Source organism: Ancylobacter mangrovi, from assembly GCF_024752335.1.
Taxonomy (GTDB): Bacteria; Pseudomonadota; Alphaproteobacteria; order Rhizobiales; family Xanthobacteraceae; genus Ancylobacter; species Ancylobacter mangrovi.
Genome location: NZ_JANTHY010000002.1, coordinates 206,095 through 219,548 on the forward strand (window position 1 = coordinate 206,095; position 13,454 = coordinate 219,548).

Below are 13,454 nucleotides of genomic sequence, written 5' to 3' on the forward strand. Positions count from 1 at the left end.
GCGCGAGACCATACACAGGCCGCGCCGCCGCGCAAATCGCCGTAAATGCCGACCGCATCTTCCGTTAAGGCAGACCTCGTGCGGGCCTCATCGGCGCCCGACGGCCCTTTGTGAGGGTCCGTCGCGCTCGTATGCCGCTACTGCACCGAGGCGTGCGTCAGCCAGGTCTTCACCGCCCGCAACGCCTCGTTGCGGTTGCCGGTGCGGTGCTCCGCCTCCTGGTAGACGGCGATCTGGATGTCGGCGCTGGTGCCGCCGCCCAGAATGGTGCGCAGATGCTCCAGCTCGGCCGTCCCGCCGAGCTCGCGCGCGTCCTCGCTCACCATGTCGATCAGTGATTCGACCGCCTGCGCCACCGGCACCGCCTCGCGCGCATGGCGGTCGACGATGCTGCCGTGGATGCCGTAGCGCTGGGCGCGCCACTTGTTCTCCGAGGCGATGGCGCGGTCGACCGCGTCGATGCCGGCATTGACCTCGGGATGGCGCACCAAATGACGCACCAGCGCGCGGTAGAGCGCGGCGATGGCGACCGAATCCTCCACCCTCGTGCAGCTGTCCGGCGCGCGCAGCTCCAGTGTCGGATTCTTGCGCGAGGGACGGATCGTCCACCAGATGTAGCTCGAATCGCGGATCGCCCGCGCCGCCACCAGCGCGTCGACATAGGCCTGGTAGTCGCGCGCGCTCTCGAACAGCTCGGGCAGGCCGGTGCGCGGCAGTTCGTCATAGGCGGCGAGGCGGTAGCCCATCAGCCCGGTGCGCCGCGATTCCCAGAACGGCGAGGAGGTCGACAGGGCGACGAACATCGGCAGGTAGGGCAGGATGCGGCGCATCACGTCGATCCGCAGGTCCGCGTCCGGCAGCTCCACATGCACGTGGAGCCCGCACAGCATGTTGCGCTCGCCCAGCATCTGCAGGTCGTGCATCAGCCCGTCATTGCGCTGGGTCGGGGCGCGCTTGCCGCTCTGCCAGGAGGCGGTGGGATGGGTGCCAGAGGCGAAGAAGGCGAGATCGAACTCGCCGGCCACCTCGCCGAGCGTGCGGCGCAGCCCGTGCAGTTCCGCCCGCGCCGCCGCAGCTTCCCCGTGCGGCGTCGACATCACCTCGAGCTGGGACTGCGGGAGCTCGCCCATGACGCGCGGGCCGAGCACCTCGCGCGCCTTTTCCAGGAAGGCCGGCGGCATGCGCTTGAGGGCGCTCTTGGTCTCGCCGTCGACGATGAAATACTCCTCCTCGATCCCGATTCGGTAGTCTTCCGCCATGGTATCCCCTCCGCCAACTGTCCCCGTGCCCCTGGCGTGTGTAGTTTAGCCAGCACAGAATCAAGGGCGCTCTGCGTGGTGTGCTAGATGATGAAGAAGTGAGACCGGAATATGACCGGGTTTTAGCGCGCGCACGGCATAGTTTTATTATAAGAAATTTAGGCTGGACCGGGCTCGCGCGTAGAATTCAACTTTACCAAGCGCGCGGGAGACACCGTTCCGCATGGTGCGGCGCCATATAACGCGCAACGGCGCGACGGGTTCCGACGGCCTCGGAAAAAAGCGCCGGGGTCAGCCCCTCGCCTGCCGGGCGGCCTCGACCAGGGCGAGCGCGGCCACGGCGGCGGTGTCGGCGCGCAGGATGCGCGGGCCCAGCGAGAGCACGATGGTGCCGGGCCGGCGCGCGATCTGGCGCCGCTCGGCCTCGTCGAACCCACCCTCCGGGCCGATCAGCACGGCGAGCGGTCCCTCGACCGCCTCGCGCAGCGCGGCGAGCGGGTCGGCCTCGGGCGCGGCCTCGTCGCAGAACACCAGCGTGCGTCCGGGCGCCAGATCGGCGAGCCAGCGCGTCAGCGTCACGGGCTCCTCCACCCGCGGCGGGGCCAGGATGCCGCACTGCTCGGCCGCCTCGATGGCGTTGGCGCGCATGCGGTCGGTGTTCACCCGGTTCGGCTGGGTGTGGTGCGTCATCACCGGCACCAGCCGGCCCGCGCCCATCTCGACCGCCTTCTGCACCATGTAGTCGAGCCGGGCGTGCTTGAGCGGGGCGAACACATAATCGAGATCGGGCCGCGCGGTCTGGCTGCGCAGCCGCGCCTCGCAACGCAGCACCGCCTCTCGCCGTCCGCCGGCTTCGCGCACCGCCCGCCACTCGCCGTCGCGGCCGTTGAACAGATGAATATGCCCGCCGACCGGGAGCCTGATCACATCCCCGACATAATGAGAGCGTTCACGATCGAGCCGGATGACCGCATCCGGGCCGAGATCGTCGGTGACGAAGAGGCGCTGGGCGCGGAAATCATAGTGCTCGTCGGGCGAGTCGTTCTCGGGGCGAGCCATGGCAGGGGCCGTGTCGAAGGAATGACGATAGGAAAGATTGACGTAACGGCGCACTCGCCGCGATGTTGCCCAATCTTTAATGCCTCTGTATCACCCTCGGTCAAGAATGCTGAAGAGGCGGAAAACAGCATGATATCGTCGCAGTCGGATCGCATCGCCAGACGCACGGCGCATCTGCGTGCCGGAGCGAGCGCGCTCGCGGCCGGCGTGCTGCTGGCCGGTCTTACCCTCGCCACGCCGGCTGGAGCGCAGTGGATCGGCGCCGCGGGCGGACAGAGCGACACGGGTTCCTCCTCGTCGAGCGCCGCGCCGTCCTCCAGCGCCACCATTCCGGGCGACGTGTCGACCAGCATCGCGCCGGGCGGCACCGGTGCGCAGGGCCTGGCGCCGATGGAGTCCGAGATGGGCACCGGCATGGGCGGCATGGGTGCACCCGGCGGGCTGGGCATGAGCGCACCGGGCATGGGCGCCCCGGGAATGGCGGCGCCAGGCATGGGTGCGCCGGGTATGGGCGCACCGGGTGCGGGCGACGGCCCTTCCCCCGCCGAGGCCGCCAACATCGCCGAATGCCAGTCGCAGGTCGACACGCTGCGCGGCGAGGTCGAGACCCGCGGCAAGGAGCTGCAGAAGGCCACGAAGCGCAAGGCGTCGCCGGTCGAGCTGTGCCCGATGTTCCGCAACTTCGTGTCGACGCAGCAGAAATTCATCTCCTACCTGACCAAGAACCAGTCCAAGTGCCACGTGCCCGACGAGGCGCTGAAGGAGCTGAAGACCAACGCCTCCGGCGTTTCCGGCGTGCGCGACAAGGTTTGTCAGGTCGCCAAGCTCGAGAGCGAGGGCGGCGGCGCGCCTGGCCTGCCGCCGCAGGGCTCGCTGTCGGCGGGCCTCGGGCTTTCCAGTGGCCTGCCCTCCGGCAGCCAGGAAAAGGGCGGCGTGTTCGACACGCTCGTCGGCGACGCCCTGCACTGACGCCCGGCGATGAACGCGCCCCTCTCCGCGCCCGCCGACGCCACCACCACCTGGGTGGACCGGCGCGCGCCCGCGTTCCTGCGCCCATTCCTGCGCCTCGCCCGCGCCGATCGCCCGATCGGAAGCTGGCTGCTGCTGATCCCCTGCCTGTGGTCGACCGCGCTCGCGGCCGGCATCAGCGCCGGCGAGGGCACGCCGCGCCCGGTCCAGGCGTTTGGCCTGATGCTCCTGTTCGCCATCGGCGCGGTGGCGATGCGCGGGGCGGGCTGCACCTGGAACGACATCCTCGACCGCGACATCGACGGGCGGGTGGAGCGCACGCGCCTGCGCCCGCTGCCCTCGGGGCAGGTCGGGCTGCTGGGCGCCTTCGTGTTCCTGGGCCTGCAGGCGCTGGTCGGCCTCATCGTCCTGCTCTGCCTGCCGCCCTTCGCCATCGTCACGGCGCTGTCCTCGCTCGGCGTGGTGGCGGTCTATCCCCTGATGAAGCGGGTGATCTGGATTCCCCAGCTCGTGCTGGGGCTCGCCTTCTCCTGGGGCGCGCTGATGGGCTTCGCCGCCCTGATCGAGGCGCTGCCGCCGGCCGCCTTCCTGCTCTATGCCGGCTCGATCCTCTGGGTGGTCGGCTACGACACCATCTATGCTCATCAGGACCGCGAGGATGACGAGCAGGTCGGGGTGAAGTCCTCGGCCCGGCTGCTGGGCTCCGCCACCCGGCCGTGGCTCGCCGTCCTCTATGCCGGGGCGGCGCTGCTGATCGGGGCCGCGCTCGTCGCGGCGGGGGCGGGACCGCTCGCCTATGCCGGCCTTGCCGCCTTCGCGCTACACCTCGCCTGGCAGGTCCGCCGCCTCGACATCGACGACCCGGCGCTGTGCCTCGTCGTGTTCCGCTCGAACCGCGACGCGGGACTGCTGTTGTTCGCCGGCCTCGCCGCCGCGGCGCTGCTCGCCTGACCCCGCCAGACCGCGCCGCAGGCCCGGTTCCGGTTGCCCCGCCGCCCCGGCGGGTGCTAAGGAGCCGCGCGTTCTCAAGAAATGGCCTCCCGATGAGCATCCGCCTGCACCGCGGCGACCTGGTCGATCTCTCCCGCTACCGCGCCGAGACCACGCCCTTCGTCGCCATCGACACGGAGACGCTCGGTCTCAACCCGCACCGCGACCGGCTGTGCGTCGTCCAGCTCTCGCCGGGCGACGGCACCGCCGACATCGTGCAGATCCCGGCCGGCGCCGGCCCGGGCAGCGCGCCGCATCTCGAGGCGCTGCTCACCGATCCCGCGATCGTGAAGCTGTTCCACTTCGCGCGCTTCGACATCGCGGTGCTGGGCAAGACCTTCGACCTGACGGTCACGCCGGTCTGGTGCACCAAGATCGCCTCGCGCCTGACCCGCACCTATACCGACCGGCACGGGCTGAAGGAGATCACCCGCGAGCTGCTCGGCATCGACCTGTCGAAGCAGCAGCAGAGCTCGGACTGGGCGGCCGAGGAACTGACCGACGCGCAGCTCCTTTACGCCGCCTCGGACGTGCTGCACCTGCATGCGCTTCAGGCGAAGCTCGCGGCCATGCTGGAGCGCGAGGGCCGCACCGGGCTGGCCGAGGCCTGCTTCGGGTTCCTGCCGACCCGGGCGAAGCTCGACCTCGCGGGCTGGCCGGAAGAGGACATCTTCGCGCATTCCTGATCGGCTTCCCGATCCCGGCCGCACCCGGCCCTCACGGCTGCCGCATTGTCGCGCGAGAAGGCCGGCCGCACGGTGCGTTCAGTGCGCGTACGGCGCCAGCGGTATCTTGCGCGCAACGTGTTAAGCCGCCATCTTCAATCCGGCCGCGCTGGGGGTCGGCCGAGCCCGGGATTCGCCGACACGCATGAACCGACACGTGGAACCTCCTGTGCGCCATGGCGCGGCGGCGACGGGCCCGAAGGCTCGTCATGCCCCAGTGCGCCGGGACGCCAACCATTTCCGCGCGGCACGGCGCCATAGCGGATTCGTGCGCTTCTTCCGCTGGGCGCTGCCGGCCGGCGTGCTTCTCGTGCTCGGCGCCATCCTGGCGGCGAACTACCTCAACCCGTTCCGGCTTGGCGTCGACCTGCCCTTCGACCTCGGGCGGGTCTCGATGTCGGGAACGCGGGTGATGATGGAGCTGCCGCGCCTGCACGGCTTCACCTCGGACAATCGCGGCTACGACGTCTCGGCGGAATCGGCGACGCAGGACCTAACCCAGCCCGACCAGATCGACCTCAACACGATCAAGGCCAAGCTCGAGCTCGCCGACAAGGGCTGGGCGAAGCTCACCGCCAGCACCGGGCGCTACGACACCAAGACCGAGCAGCTCCAGCTCGGCGGCGGCGTGCACTTCGACACCTCCGCGGGCTATGCCGGCACGCTCAAGGAAGCGTCGATCGACGTCAAGGACGGGCGCATGGTCTCCGACCACCCGGTCGAACTGACCTATGTCGACGGCAAGCTGACCGCCGATCGCATGGAAGTGACCCAGAAGGATTCCCGGGCCCTGCTCACCGGCCATGTGCAGCTCAACTTCCGCCTGCCGCCGCCCGATGACGGCAAGGCTTCGAAAAATGGCAAGGGTACGGATAAGGGCGGCGCGCCGGGCGACCAGGGCAGCGCCGCGCCCCGGCTGCGGGGCGCCGATGCGGGGCAGGTGCCGTGACGACATTGAATGCGCGCGCGGGCGCGGGTAGACATGGGTTCATGAACCCGTTCCCGTGCCCCGGCCTCACCCGTTCCCTCCGCCTGTGCGTGCCGGGCCTCGCCCTGCTCGCGGCCTTCGGCATGCTCGCCGTGGCGCCGGCAGAGGCGCAGGTGAGCAACAACGTGCCCAACGCGCTGCAGGGCTTCGCCACCAATCGCGACGAGCCGATCCGCATCGACGCCAACAGCCTCGAAGTGCGCGACCAGCAGAAGCAGGCCGTGTTCAGCGGCAATGTCGTGGTCCGGCAGGGCGACACGACGATGCGCTGCAAGGAGCTGGTCGTTTTCTACGACGGCAAGGGTAATGGCGCGGCCGGCAACGGCGCGGCGGGCAATGGCGGCAAGGACAGCGGCGGCGACAGCAGCAGCGCGATGGCCTCCGGCAACCCGATCAACTCCTCCTCGGTGCGGCGGCTGGAGATCAACGGCTCGGTCGTGGTCACCACCAAGGAGCAGACCGCGACCGGTGACCAGGGCGTGTTCGAATCCGCCGCCAACACCATCACCCTGACCGGCAACCCGGTGGTGCTGAGCCAGGGGCCGAACGTCATTCGCGGCAAGAAGCTCACCGTCGACCTCACCACCGGCACCTCGCGCTTCGAGGGTGGCCGCGTGGAAAGCCTGCTCGTGCCCAACAGCATGAAGCAGCAGGGCAAGCCGGGCGCCAAGCCCTGATCCGGCGTGCGCCGGTCGCCGTGCCCGCTCGGGTGCCGCAGGGGCACCCCAGGCCCCCGCGAAAGGCGCGCCCCGCCCGCTGAAGGGGCGCCGCCAAGGCCCCTCGAAGCCCCGCCAACCCACTTTCGGCCCGCTTTTTGCATCTGGCATTTGCCAGCGCGGCGCGGAGCGTCTATCACCTTCGTGAGTGGGTTACACCACGGAGGTGCGCGTGGGATTTTTGTCCGGACTCGGAGTCCGCGGCGGCAGGTCGTCGCCGGCTGGCAGCGTATCGTCGGCGGAAAAGGCGTCGCGTGGATTCGGCTCAGGCGGCCGGCGCGGAACGCCTGCCGAGACGGGCATGGAATCCGCATATGAAGGTGACGGGCATTCCCCCGGGTTTGCCCCGTCCGACTATCCGCCGGACCCGCCGCCGCAGGCCACATTGACCTCCCATATCGAGCAGCCGGTCTCGGGCCGGGGCGTGCTCAGCGCCGTCGTCCTCGCCAAGAGCTATGGCGGGCGCAAGGTGGTGCGCGAGGCCAGCCTGCACGTGCGCAGCGGCGAGGCGGTCGGCCTGCTCGGCCCGAACGGCGCCGGCAAGACAACGATCTTCTACATGATCACCGGCCTCGTTAAGGCCGATGCCGGGCGCATCGAGCTCGACGGCCACGACGTCACCCACCTGCCCATGTACCGCCGCGCCCGCCTCGGCGTCGGCTACCTGCCGCAGGAGGCCTCGATCTTCCGCGGCCTCTCGGTCGAGGACAACATCCGCGCGGTGCTCGAGGTTGTGGAGCCGAACCGCAAGCGGCGCGAGCGCGAGCTCGACGCGCTGCTGGAAGAGTTCCGCGTCACCCATGTGCGCAAGTCGCCCTCCATCGCCCTGTCCGGCGGCGAGCGGCGACGCGTCGAGATCGCCCGCGCCCTCGCCACCCGCCCGAGCTTCATGCTGCTGGACGAGCCCTTCGCCGGCATCGACCCGATCGCGGTGGGCGACATCCAGACGCTGGTGCGTCACCTCACCCAGCGCGGCATCGGCGTGCTGATCACCGACCACAATGTGCGCGAGACTCTCGGCCTGATCGACCGCGCCTACATCATTCATTCCGGAACCGTGCTCATGGAAGGCTCGCCCGACGACATCGTCGCCAGCGAGGACGTGCGCCGGCTCTATCTCGGCGAGGAGTTCCGGCTCTGATGACGCCAGCCGCGCCCTTCGCCCCGCTCGACGCCTCCGGAGAACGCGTTTCATGCCGCTGAGCCCGCGCCTCGAGTTCCGCCAGACGCAGTCGCTGGTGATGACGCCGCAGCTCATGCAGGCGATCAAGCTGCTGCAGCTCTCCAATCTCGACCTCGTCGCCTATGTCGAGGCGGAGCTGGAGCGCAACCCGCTGCTGGAACGTCAGGTCGAGCCCAATGGCGAGCGCAGCGCGGAAGGCGAAGGCGGGGGCGAGGACGGCGGCAATCGCGAAGGCGCGGACGCGCATTCGGCCCATGACGGGCATGACGGGCATGAGGGCCGCGATGGCAACGAGGCGCACGATTCCCAGGACCCACACGACCCGCACGACCCGGACGGGCGTGCCGACGGGCTGGGGCAGGAGCGCGATTCCCAGGTCACCGACTGGCTGGAGGAGCGGCTTGGCGCCAGCCGCAGCGCCATCGAGGACCGGCTCGACACCACGCTGGACAACATCTATCCCGACGACAACGGCCGCGAGCCGGCGAGCCCGCCCACGCCCATGGGCGAAGGCCCGGCCTATTCCGAATGGGCGGGAGTCGGCACCGGCGGGCGCGACGACGAGGGTTACAACCTCGAAGCCTTCGTGCCGGCCGAGACGACGCTCGCCGAGCATCTCGAGGGCCAGCTCTCGCTCGCCATCACCGACCCGGCCGAGCGGCTGATCGGGCTCAACATCATCGACCTCATCGACGAGGCCGGCTATCTCTCGGCCGACCTTTCGGGCGTCGCCGAGCGGCTCGGCGCGCCGGTCGAGACGGTGAACCGGGTGCTGGAGACGATCCAGACCTTCGACCCGCCGGGCATCGGCGCCCGCTCGCTATCCGAATGCCTCGCCCTGCAATTGCGCGAGCGCAACCGCTTCGACCCCGCCATGGCGGCGCTGCTCGGCCATCTCGAGCTGCTGGCGCGGCGCGAATTCGCCATGTTGAAGCGGGTCTGCGCCGTCGACGACGAGGATCTCGCGGAGATGGTCGGCGAGATCCGCCGGCTCAACCCGAAGCCCGGCCTCGCCTTCGGCTCCGGCGTGATCCAGCCCATCGTGCCGGACGTGTTCGTGCGCGGGACGCCGGACAACTGGCTGGTGGAGCTCAATTCCGACACGCTGCCGCGGGTGCTGGTGAACCAGGCCTATTACTCGCGGGTGCAGAAGGCGACGCGCAACGACCGCGAGAAGGCGTTCCTGACCGACTGCATGCAGACCGCGACCTGGCTGACCCGCTCGCTCGACCAGCGCGCGCGCACCATCCTCAAGGTCGCGACCGAGATCGTGCGCCAGCAGGACGCGTTCCTCACGCTCGGCGTGCAGCACCTGCGGCCGCTGAACCTGCGCATGGTGGCGGACGCGATCGGCATGCACGAATCCACCGTTTCGCGCGTCACCTCCAACAAGTACATGGCGACGCCGCGCGGCATCTTCGAGATGAAGTACTTCTTTTCGTCCTCGATATCCTCCTCGGATGGGGGGGAGGCGCATTCCGCCGAATCGGTACGCTTCCGCATCAAACAGATGATCGACGCGGAATCGCCGGACGACGTGCTCTCCGACGACACGCTGGTGCAGCGGCTGCGCGAGGCCGGCATCGACATCGCCCGGCGCACCGTCGCCAAGTATCGCGAGGCGATGCGCATTCCCTCCTCGGTGCAGCGGCGCCGGGAGAAGCAGGCGGCCCTTTCCGCAGGCTGAGGAAAGCCCTTGCCGCACAAGGTTTTGCGGCAGCTATCCACCGTCCTCGTTGACACTTTCCCTCGCGGCTCCTACCACTTTCAAGCACCGGCCGGGCAAGTAGGGGGTTCGGGCAGGCTGCGGAGGCTACGTTAGGTCATATCCACCGCCGCCAGCTCCAGCAGAGGAACTAGTCACGATGCCGCTGCGGGTTTCTGGGAAAAATCTTGATGTGGGTGAGGCGCTGAGACAGCGGGTCTCGGATCGCGTCGCCGGAGCCATGGACAAATACTTCGACGGCGGCTGGTCGGGCCACGTGACCGTCGCGCGGGAAGGGTCGGGCTATCGCTCGGACTGCGCGCTGCATCTCGACAGCGGCACCATCCTGCAGGCCCATGCCGATGCGCAGGACCCCTATTCCAGCGCCGACGCGGCAGTGGGGCGCATCGAGTCGCGCCTGCGCCGCTACAAGAGCCGCGTGAAGCGCCGCGCCGTGAACGGCGAGGAGGCGCCGCTGCCGGCGGAGATCATGCCGCTTACCGTGCTGTCCGTTCCCGACCATGACGAGGCCGAGGAGCTGGACCTGAGCGGTTGGAGCCCGACCGTTGTGTGCGAGGCGAATGCCGATCTACCGCAGCTTTCGGTCAGCGACGCGGTGCTCGAGCTCGATTTCTCCGGCGCCAGCGCGGTGGTGTTCCGCCATGCCGGCCATGGCCGGATCAATGTGGTGTATCGCCGTGCCGACGGTCACGTCGGCTGGGTCGATCCGCCGGCCCATGCCAAGGCGGATGACGTGCATTGACCTGCCACCCAGCCGACCGGCGCGTCTCCGCGGCCAGGACCGCGCGCGCGCCGCGATCCGCCACGATCCGGATTCTCCCATGGCGCTGAACGACATTCTGGCGGTGTCTGCCGTCTTTCCGGCCTTGCGGGTTGCGAGCAAGAAGCAGGCGCTCCAGGACCTGGCGGCCCACGCCGCCGGAATCCTTCAGCGGGACGAGCGGGAGATCTTCGAGACGCTGAACCAGCGCGAGCGGCTCGGCTCCACCGGCGTGGGGAGCGGCATCGCCATTCCCCACGGCAAGCTGGCCAAGATGGACCGGCTGTTCGGCATGTTCGCCCGGCTGGAGAAGCCGATCGATTTCGAGGCGCTCGACGGCGAGCCGGTCGACCTCATCTTCCTGCTGCTCGCCCCCGAGGCGGCGGGCGCCGACCATCTCAAGGCGCTGGCGCGCATCGCCCGGCTGCTGCGCGATCCGGAAGTGGCGAAGAAGCTGCGCGCCTCGCGCGATGCCGCCACCATCTACGCCATCCTCACCGGAGAGCAGGCGACCGACGCCGCCTGACGCCGGGCCCTCCCGCGCCGCCCGAAGGCGGATTCCGGCACGGGACTGGGTGCGGGTACCGCCTTGGCGGGGCCGCTTGCCTTGGCGCGGCGGGACATCCACCCTAATTGAAGAGGATCACGCCCGCGCGGTGCGGGCGCGACCGCCCCGGAACCGGCCGCCGGCACGAGGCGGTCGAAGAGACGACCCGCCGAGGAACGACCGTGATGGACGACACCGCCCTGCCCGCCAATCTCGCCCTCGCGCCCTCGCAATGCCGGGCGGCGCGGGCCGTGCTCAACTGGAGCCTCGAGGACCTCGCCGCGCGCGCCCATGTGACCGCCGACTGGCTCGAGGCGTTCGAGCAGGGCCGCGAGCGCGCGGGCGATGCCGATCCGGGCGAGGCGGAGCGCCTGCGCCGCGCCTTCGAGGAGGCCGACATCGACTTTCTCGAGGCCGGCGAGGCCAGCTCGGGCGGCGGGCCCGGCCTGCGCATGCGCCAGAAGGCCGGCTACATCCCGGCCGAACGGCTGAGCTCGGCGAACGACGTCTGAGCCCCTGCGCGGGCTAGGCCGGCTTTTCCGCCCTCACGGCGTGATCGCCACCTTCAGCACCCCGTCGCGCTGGTGCGAGAACAGCTCGTAGGCCGCCTCGATGTCGTCGAGCTTGAAGCGGTGCGTCACCAGCGGCTTCAGATCGACCCGGCCGGAGGCGATGACGTCGATCAGCCGGCGCATGCGCTCCTTGCCGCCTGGGCAGAGCGTGGTGACGATCCTGTTGTCGCCGAGCCCGGCCGAGAAGGCGCCGAGCGGGATGGTGAGGTCCGACGAGTAGACGCCGAGCGAAGACAGCGTGCCGCCCGGGCGCAGCACCTTCAGCGCCGATTCGAACGTGTTCTGCGTGCCCAGCGCCTCGATGGCGACGTCGACGCCGCGCCCGTCAGTCAGCGCCATGATCTGCTCGACCGGGTCGCCGGCCTTGAAGTCGACCACGTCCGAGCAGCCGAGCTGGCGGGCGATGGCGAGGCGCTCGGGCACGGTGTCGACACCGATAATCCGGGTCGCACCCTTCAGCTTCGCCCCGGCCACCGCGCACAGGCCGATCGGGCCGAGCGCGAACACCGCCACATGGTCGCCGATGCGAACCGCCCCGCTCTCCGCGCCGGAGAAGCCGGTGGACATGATGTCCGGGCACATCAGCACCTCCTCGTCGGTGAGGTGGTCGGGCACGGGGGCGAGATTGGCAAGGGCGTCGGGCACAAGAATGTAGTCGGCCTGCGCACCGTCGATGGTGTTGCCGAACTTCCAGCCGCCCATGGCCTTGAAGCCGTGCCTGGTGCCCGGCCCGTCCTGCGAGCCGCAGCCGCACAGGCAGGCATAGGAATGGCCGCTCGGGGTGATGGCGCCGGCGATGACGCGCTGGCCTTCCCAGTAGCCGGTCACGGCGGAACCGAGCTTCTCGATCACGCCGACCGGCTCGTGGCCGATGGTGAGGCCTTTCTCCACCGGGTACTCACCCTTGAGGATGTGCACGTCGGTGCCGCAGATGGTGGTGGTGGTGATCTTCACCAGCGCATCGAGCGGGCCGACATCGGGGATCGGCTTCTCGTCGAGCACGATCCGTCCCTTGTCGACGAAAATCGCGGCCTTCATCTTCGCCATCACGTCCTCCTTACACTGACGAAGCGTCACTATGGGGAGAAAGGACGTGGGGACCATGACACGGGTCAAGGCCGGCTCGGAAGCTGACCGATCCGGAAGGTGTCAGCCGACCCCGCGCTCGGCCATCAGCCGCACCACGGCGGCCCGCAGCTCGGCGATGCCGCCGCCCTCGCGGCTGGAGGTGGCGAAGACGGTCGGGAACGCCGCCGGCCGGCGCGCCAGCGCAGCCTCGGTCTCGGTGATGCGGGCCTCGAGCGCAGCCGGCTTGAGCTGGTCCACCTTGGTCAGCACGACGGCGTAGGAGACCGCGGCCTTGTCGAGCCCGTCCAGCACCTCGCGGTCGATCGGCTTCAGCCCGTGGCGGGAATCGATCAGCACGAAGACGCGGGCGAGGTTGGCGCGCCCGCGCAGATAGGCATGGATCAGCGCCGTCCAGGCGTCGACCTTGTCCTTGGGCGCCTTGGCGAAGCCGTAGCCGGGCATGTCCACGAGCGTCAGCTCGGGGCCGAGGCGGAAGAAGATCAGCTCCTGCGTGCGTCCCGGCGTCACCGAGGTGCGCGCCAGCGCCTTGCGCCCGGTCAGCGCGTTCACGAGGCTCGACTTGCCGACATTGGAGCGCCCGGCGAGCGCGATCTCGATCCCCTGCATGGGCGGCAGGGTCGGAATCGAGGGCGCGGCGGCGATGAACTGCCATTCGCGCGCGAACAGCTTGCGCCCCGCCTCGATCAGGTCGTCGGAAATCTCGGTCTCGCTCATGCTGCGCTTATCGGCTGGCCGGCGCCGCCGCGCAAGGCGTCAGGGCACAGCGCGGGGGCGGGGCGGTTCGCCCGCCCGAATGAAAGGCGGCGGGAACCGCCGCTCAGGCCGTCCCCGCCGCCGGGTCCATGGGTGCCGTGGCGGCGCGCCGGGCGCG

At 69.8% G+C, this 13,454-nt stretch carries 14 protein-coding genes; 10 read left to right on the plus strand and 4 right to left on the minus strand.

Annotated features, from left to right (window positions below; all coding sequences use genetic code 11):
* Positions 1-137: 137 nt before the first annotated feature.
* Both NVS83_RS06790 and NVS83_RS06795 read right to left on the minus strand, forming a co-directional pair.
* Complete coding sequence (locus tag NVS83_RS06790; RefSeq protein WP_258738658.1) at positions 138-1,259, minus strand: carboxylate-amine ligase; 1,122 nt, start codon at positions 1,257-1,259, stop codon at positions 138-140.
* 291 nt (positions 1,260-1,550) lie between these two features.
* The gene (locus tag NVS83_RS06795) at positions 1,551-2,318 is read right to left on the minus strand and encodes a 16S rRNA (uracil(1498)-N(3))-methyltransferase (protein ID WP_258738659.1); all 768 of its coding nucleotides are present in this window, start codon (positions 2,316-2,318) and stop codon (positions 1,551-1,553) included.
* Between the two features lie 129 nt (positions 2,319-2,447).
* Here NVS83_RS06795 and NVS83_RS06800 point away from each other — a divergent pair, with 129 nt between their 5' ends.
* The 10 genes from NVS83_RS06800 (at position 2,448) to NVS83_RS06845 (ending at position 11,434) form a co-directional block, all read left to right on the plus strand.
* Positions 2,448-3,287, plus strand: a complete 840-nt coding sequence (locus NVS83_RS06800) for a hypothetical protein (protein ID WP_258738660.1) — start codon at positions 2,448-2,450, stop codon at positions 3,285-3,287.
* A 9-nt stretch (positions 3,288-3,296) separates the two neighbouring features.
* The gene (gene ubiA, locus NVS83_RS06805) at positions 3,297-4,238 is read left to right on the plus strand and encodes a 4-hydroxybenzoate octaprenyltransferase (RefSeq protein WP_258738661.1); all 942 of its coding nucleotides are present in this window, start codon (positions 3,297-3,299) and stop codon (positions 4,236-4,238) included.
* 92 nt (positions 4,239-4,330) lie between these two features.
* Positions 4,331-4,963, plus strand: coding sequence for a ribonuclease D (locus NVS83_RS06810; protein WP_258738663.1), 633 nt, complete (start codon positions 4,331-4,333; stop codon positions 4,961-4,963).
* 196 nt (positions 4,964-5,159) lie between these two features.
* Positions 5,160-5,951, plus strand: a complete 792-nt coding sequence (lptC, locus tag NVS83_RS06815) for an LPS export ABC transporter periplasmic protein LptC (protein WP_258738664.1) — start codon at positions 5,160-5,162, stop codon at positions 5,949-5,951.
* Between the two features lie 41 nt (positions 5,952-5,992).
* Complete coding sequence (locus NVS83_RS06820; protein WP_258738665.1) at positions 5,993-6,667, plus strand: LptA/OstA family protein; 675 nt, start codon at positions 5,993-5,995, stop codon at positions 6,665-6,667.
* Positions 6,668-7,007: 340 nt separating this feature from the next.
* On the plus strand, positions 7,008-7,847 hold the full coding sequence (lptB, locus tag NVS83_RS06825) for an LPS export ABC transporter ATP-binding protein (protein ID WP_258731751.1): 840 nt from the start codon (positions 7,008-7,010) through the stop codon (positions 7,845-7,847).
* A 52-nt stretch (positions 7,848-7,899) separates the two neighbouring features.
* Complete coding sequence (gene rpoN / locus NVS83_RS06830; RefSeq protein WP_258738666.1) at positions 7,900-9,576, plus strand: RNA polymerase factor sigma-54; 1,677 nt, start codon at positions 7,900-7,902, stop codon at positions 9,574-9,576.
* Positions 9,577-9,754: 178 nt separating this feature from the next.
* Entirely contained in the window at positions 9,755-10,357 is a 603-nt protein-coding gene (gene hpf, locus NVS83_RS06835) for a ribosome hibernation-promoting factor, HPF/YfiA family (protein ID WP_258738667.1), read from the plus strand.
* Positions 10,358-10,436: 79 nt separating this feature from the next.
* A complete protein-coding gene (gene ptsN / locus NVS83_RS06840; RefSeq protein WP_258731754.1) occupies positions 10,437-10,901 on the plus strand; it encodes a PTS IIA-like nitrogen regulatory protein PtsN in 465 nt (154 codons plus the stop codon).
* A 206-nt stretch (positions 10,902-11,107) separates the two neighbouring features.
* Positions 11,108-11,434 carry a helix-turn-helix domain-containing protein gene (locus NVS83_RS06845; protein ID WP_258731755.1) on the plus strand — a complete coding sequence of 109 codons (327 nt, stop codon included), beginning with the start codon at positions 11,108-11,110 and terminating at the stop codon, positions 11,432-11,434.
* A gap of 33 nt (positions 11,435-11,467) precedes the next feature.
* Here the strand turns inward: NVS83_RS06845 and NVS83_RS06850 are convergent, their stop codons facing one another.
* Positions 11,468-12,541 carry an NAD(P)-dependent alcohol dehydrogenase gene (locus tag NVS83_RS06850; RefSeq protein ID WP_258738668.1) on the minus strand — a complete coding sequence of 358 codons (1,074 nt, stop codon included), beginning with the start codon at positions 12,539-12,541 and terminating at the stop codon, positions 11,468-11,470.
* Positions 12,542-12,643: 102 nt separating this feature from the next.
* Entirely contained in the window at positions 12,644-13,297 is a 654-nt protein-coding gene (gene yihA, locus NVS83_RS06855) for a ribosome biogenesis GTP-binding protein YihA/YsxC (RefSeq protein ID WP_258738669.1), read from the minus strand.
* Positions 13,298-13,454: the final 157 nt, after the last annotated feature.

What these genes read in the sequence shown, in the direction of transcription:
- NVS83_RS06845 (WP_258731755.1), top strand. Translation starts at nt 11,108, where the DNA reads ATGGACGACACCGCCCTGCCCGCCAATCTCGCCCTCGCGCCCTCGCAA.
- ptsN (WP_258731754.1), top strand. Translation starts at nt 10,437, where the DNA reads ATGGCGCTGAACGACATTCTGGCGGTGTCTGCCGTCTTTCCGGCCTTG.
- NVS83_RS06850 (WP_258738668.1), bottom strand. Translation starts at nt 12,541, where the DNA reads ATGGCGAAGATGAAGGCCGCGATTTTCGTCGACAAGGGACGGATCGTG.
- NVS83_RS06795 (WP_258738659.1), bottom strand. Translation starts at nt 2,318, where the DNA reads ATGGCTCGCCCCGAGAACGACTCGCCCGACGAGCACTATGATTTCCGC.
- rpoN (WP_258738666.1), top strand. Translation starts at nt 7,900, where the DNA reads ATGCCGCTGAGCCCGCGCCTCGAGTTCCGCCAGACGCAGTCGCTGGTG.
- lptB (WP_258731751.1), top strand. Translation starts at nt 7,008, where the DNA reads ATGGAATCCGCATATGAAGGTGACGGGCATTCCCCCGGGTTTGCCCCG.
- hpf (WP_258738667.1), top strand. Translation starts at nt 9,755, where the DNA reads ATGCCGCTGCGGGTTTCTGGGAAAAATCTTGATGTGGGTGAGGCGCTG.
- yihA (WP_258738669.1), bottom strand. Translation starts at nt 13,297, where the DNA reads ATGAGCGAGACCGAGATTTCCGACGACCTGATCGAGGCGGGGCGCAAG.
- ubiA (WP_258738661.1), top strand. Translation starts at nt 3,297, where the DNA reads ATGAACGCGCCCCTCTCCGCGCCCGCCGACGCCACCACCACCTGGGTG.
- NVS83_RS06810 (WP_258738663.1), top strand. Translation starts at nt 4,331, where the DNA reads ATGAGCATCCGCCTGCACCGCGGCGACCTGGTCGATCTCTCCCGCTAC.
- NVS83_RS06800 (WP_258738660.1), top strand. Translation starts at nt 2,448, where the DNA reads ATGATATCGTCGCAGTCGGATCGCATCGCCAGACGCACGGCGCATCTG.
- NVS83_RS06820 (WP_258738665.1), top strand. Translation starts at nt 5,993, where the DNA reads ATGAACCCGTTCCCGTGCCCCGGCCTCACCCGTTCCCTCCGCCTGTGC.
- NVS83_RS06790 (WP_258738658.1), bottom strand. Translation starts at nt 1,259, where the DNA reads ATGGCGGAAGACTACCGAATCGGGATCGAGGAGGAGTATTTCATCGTC.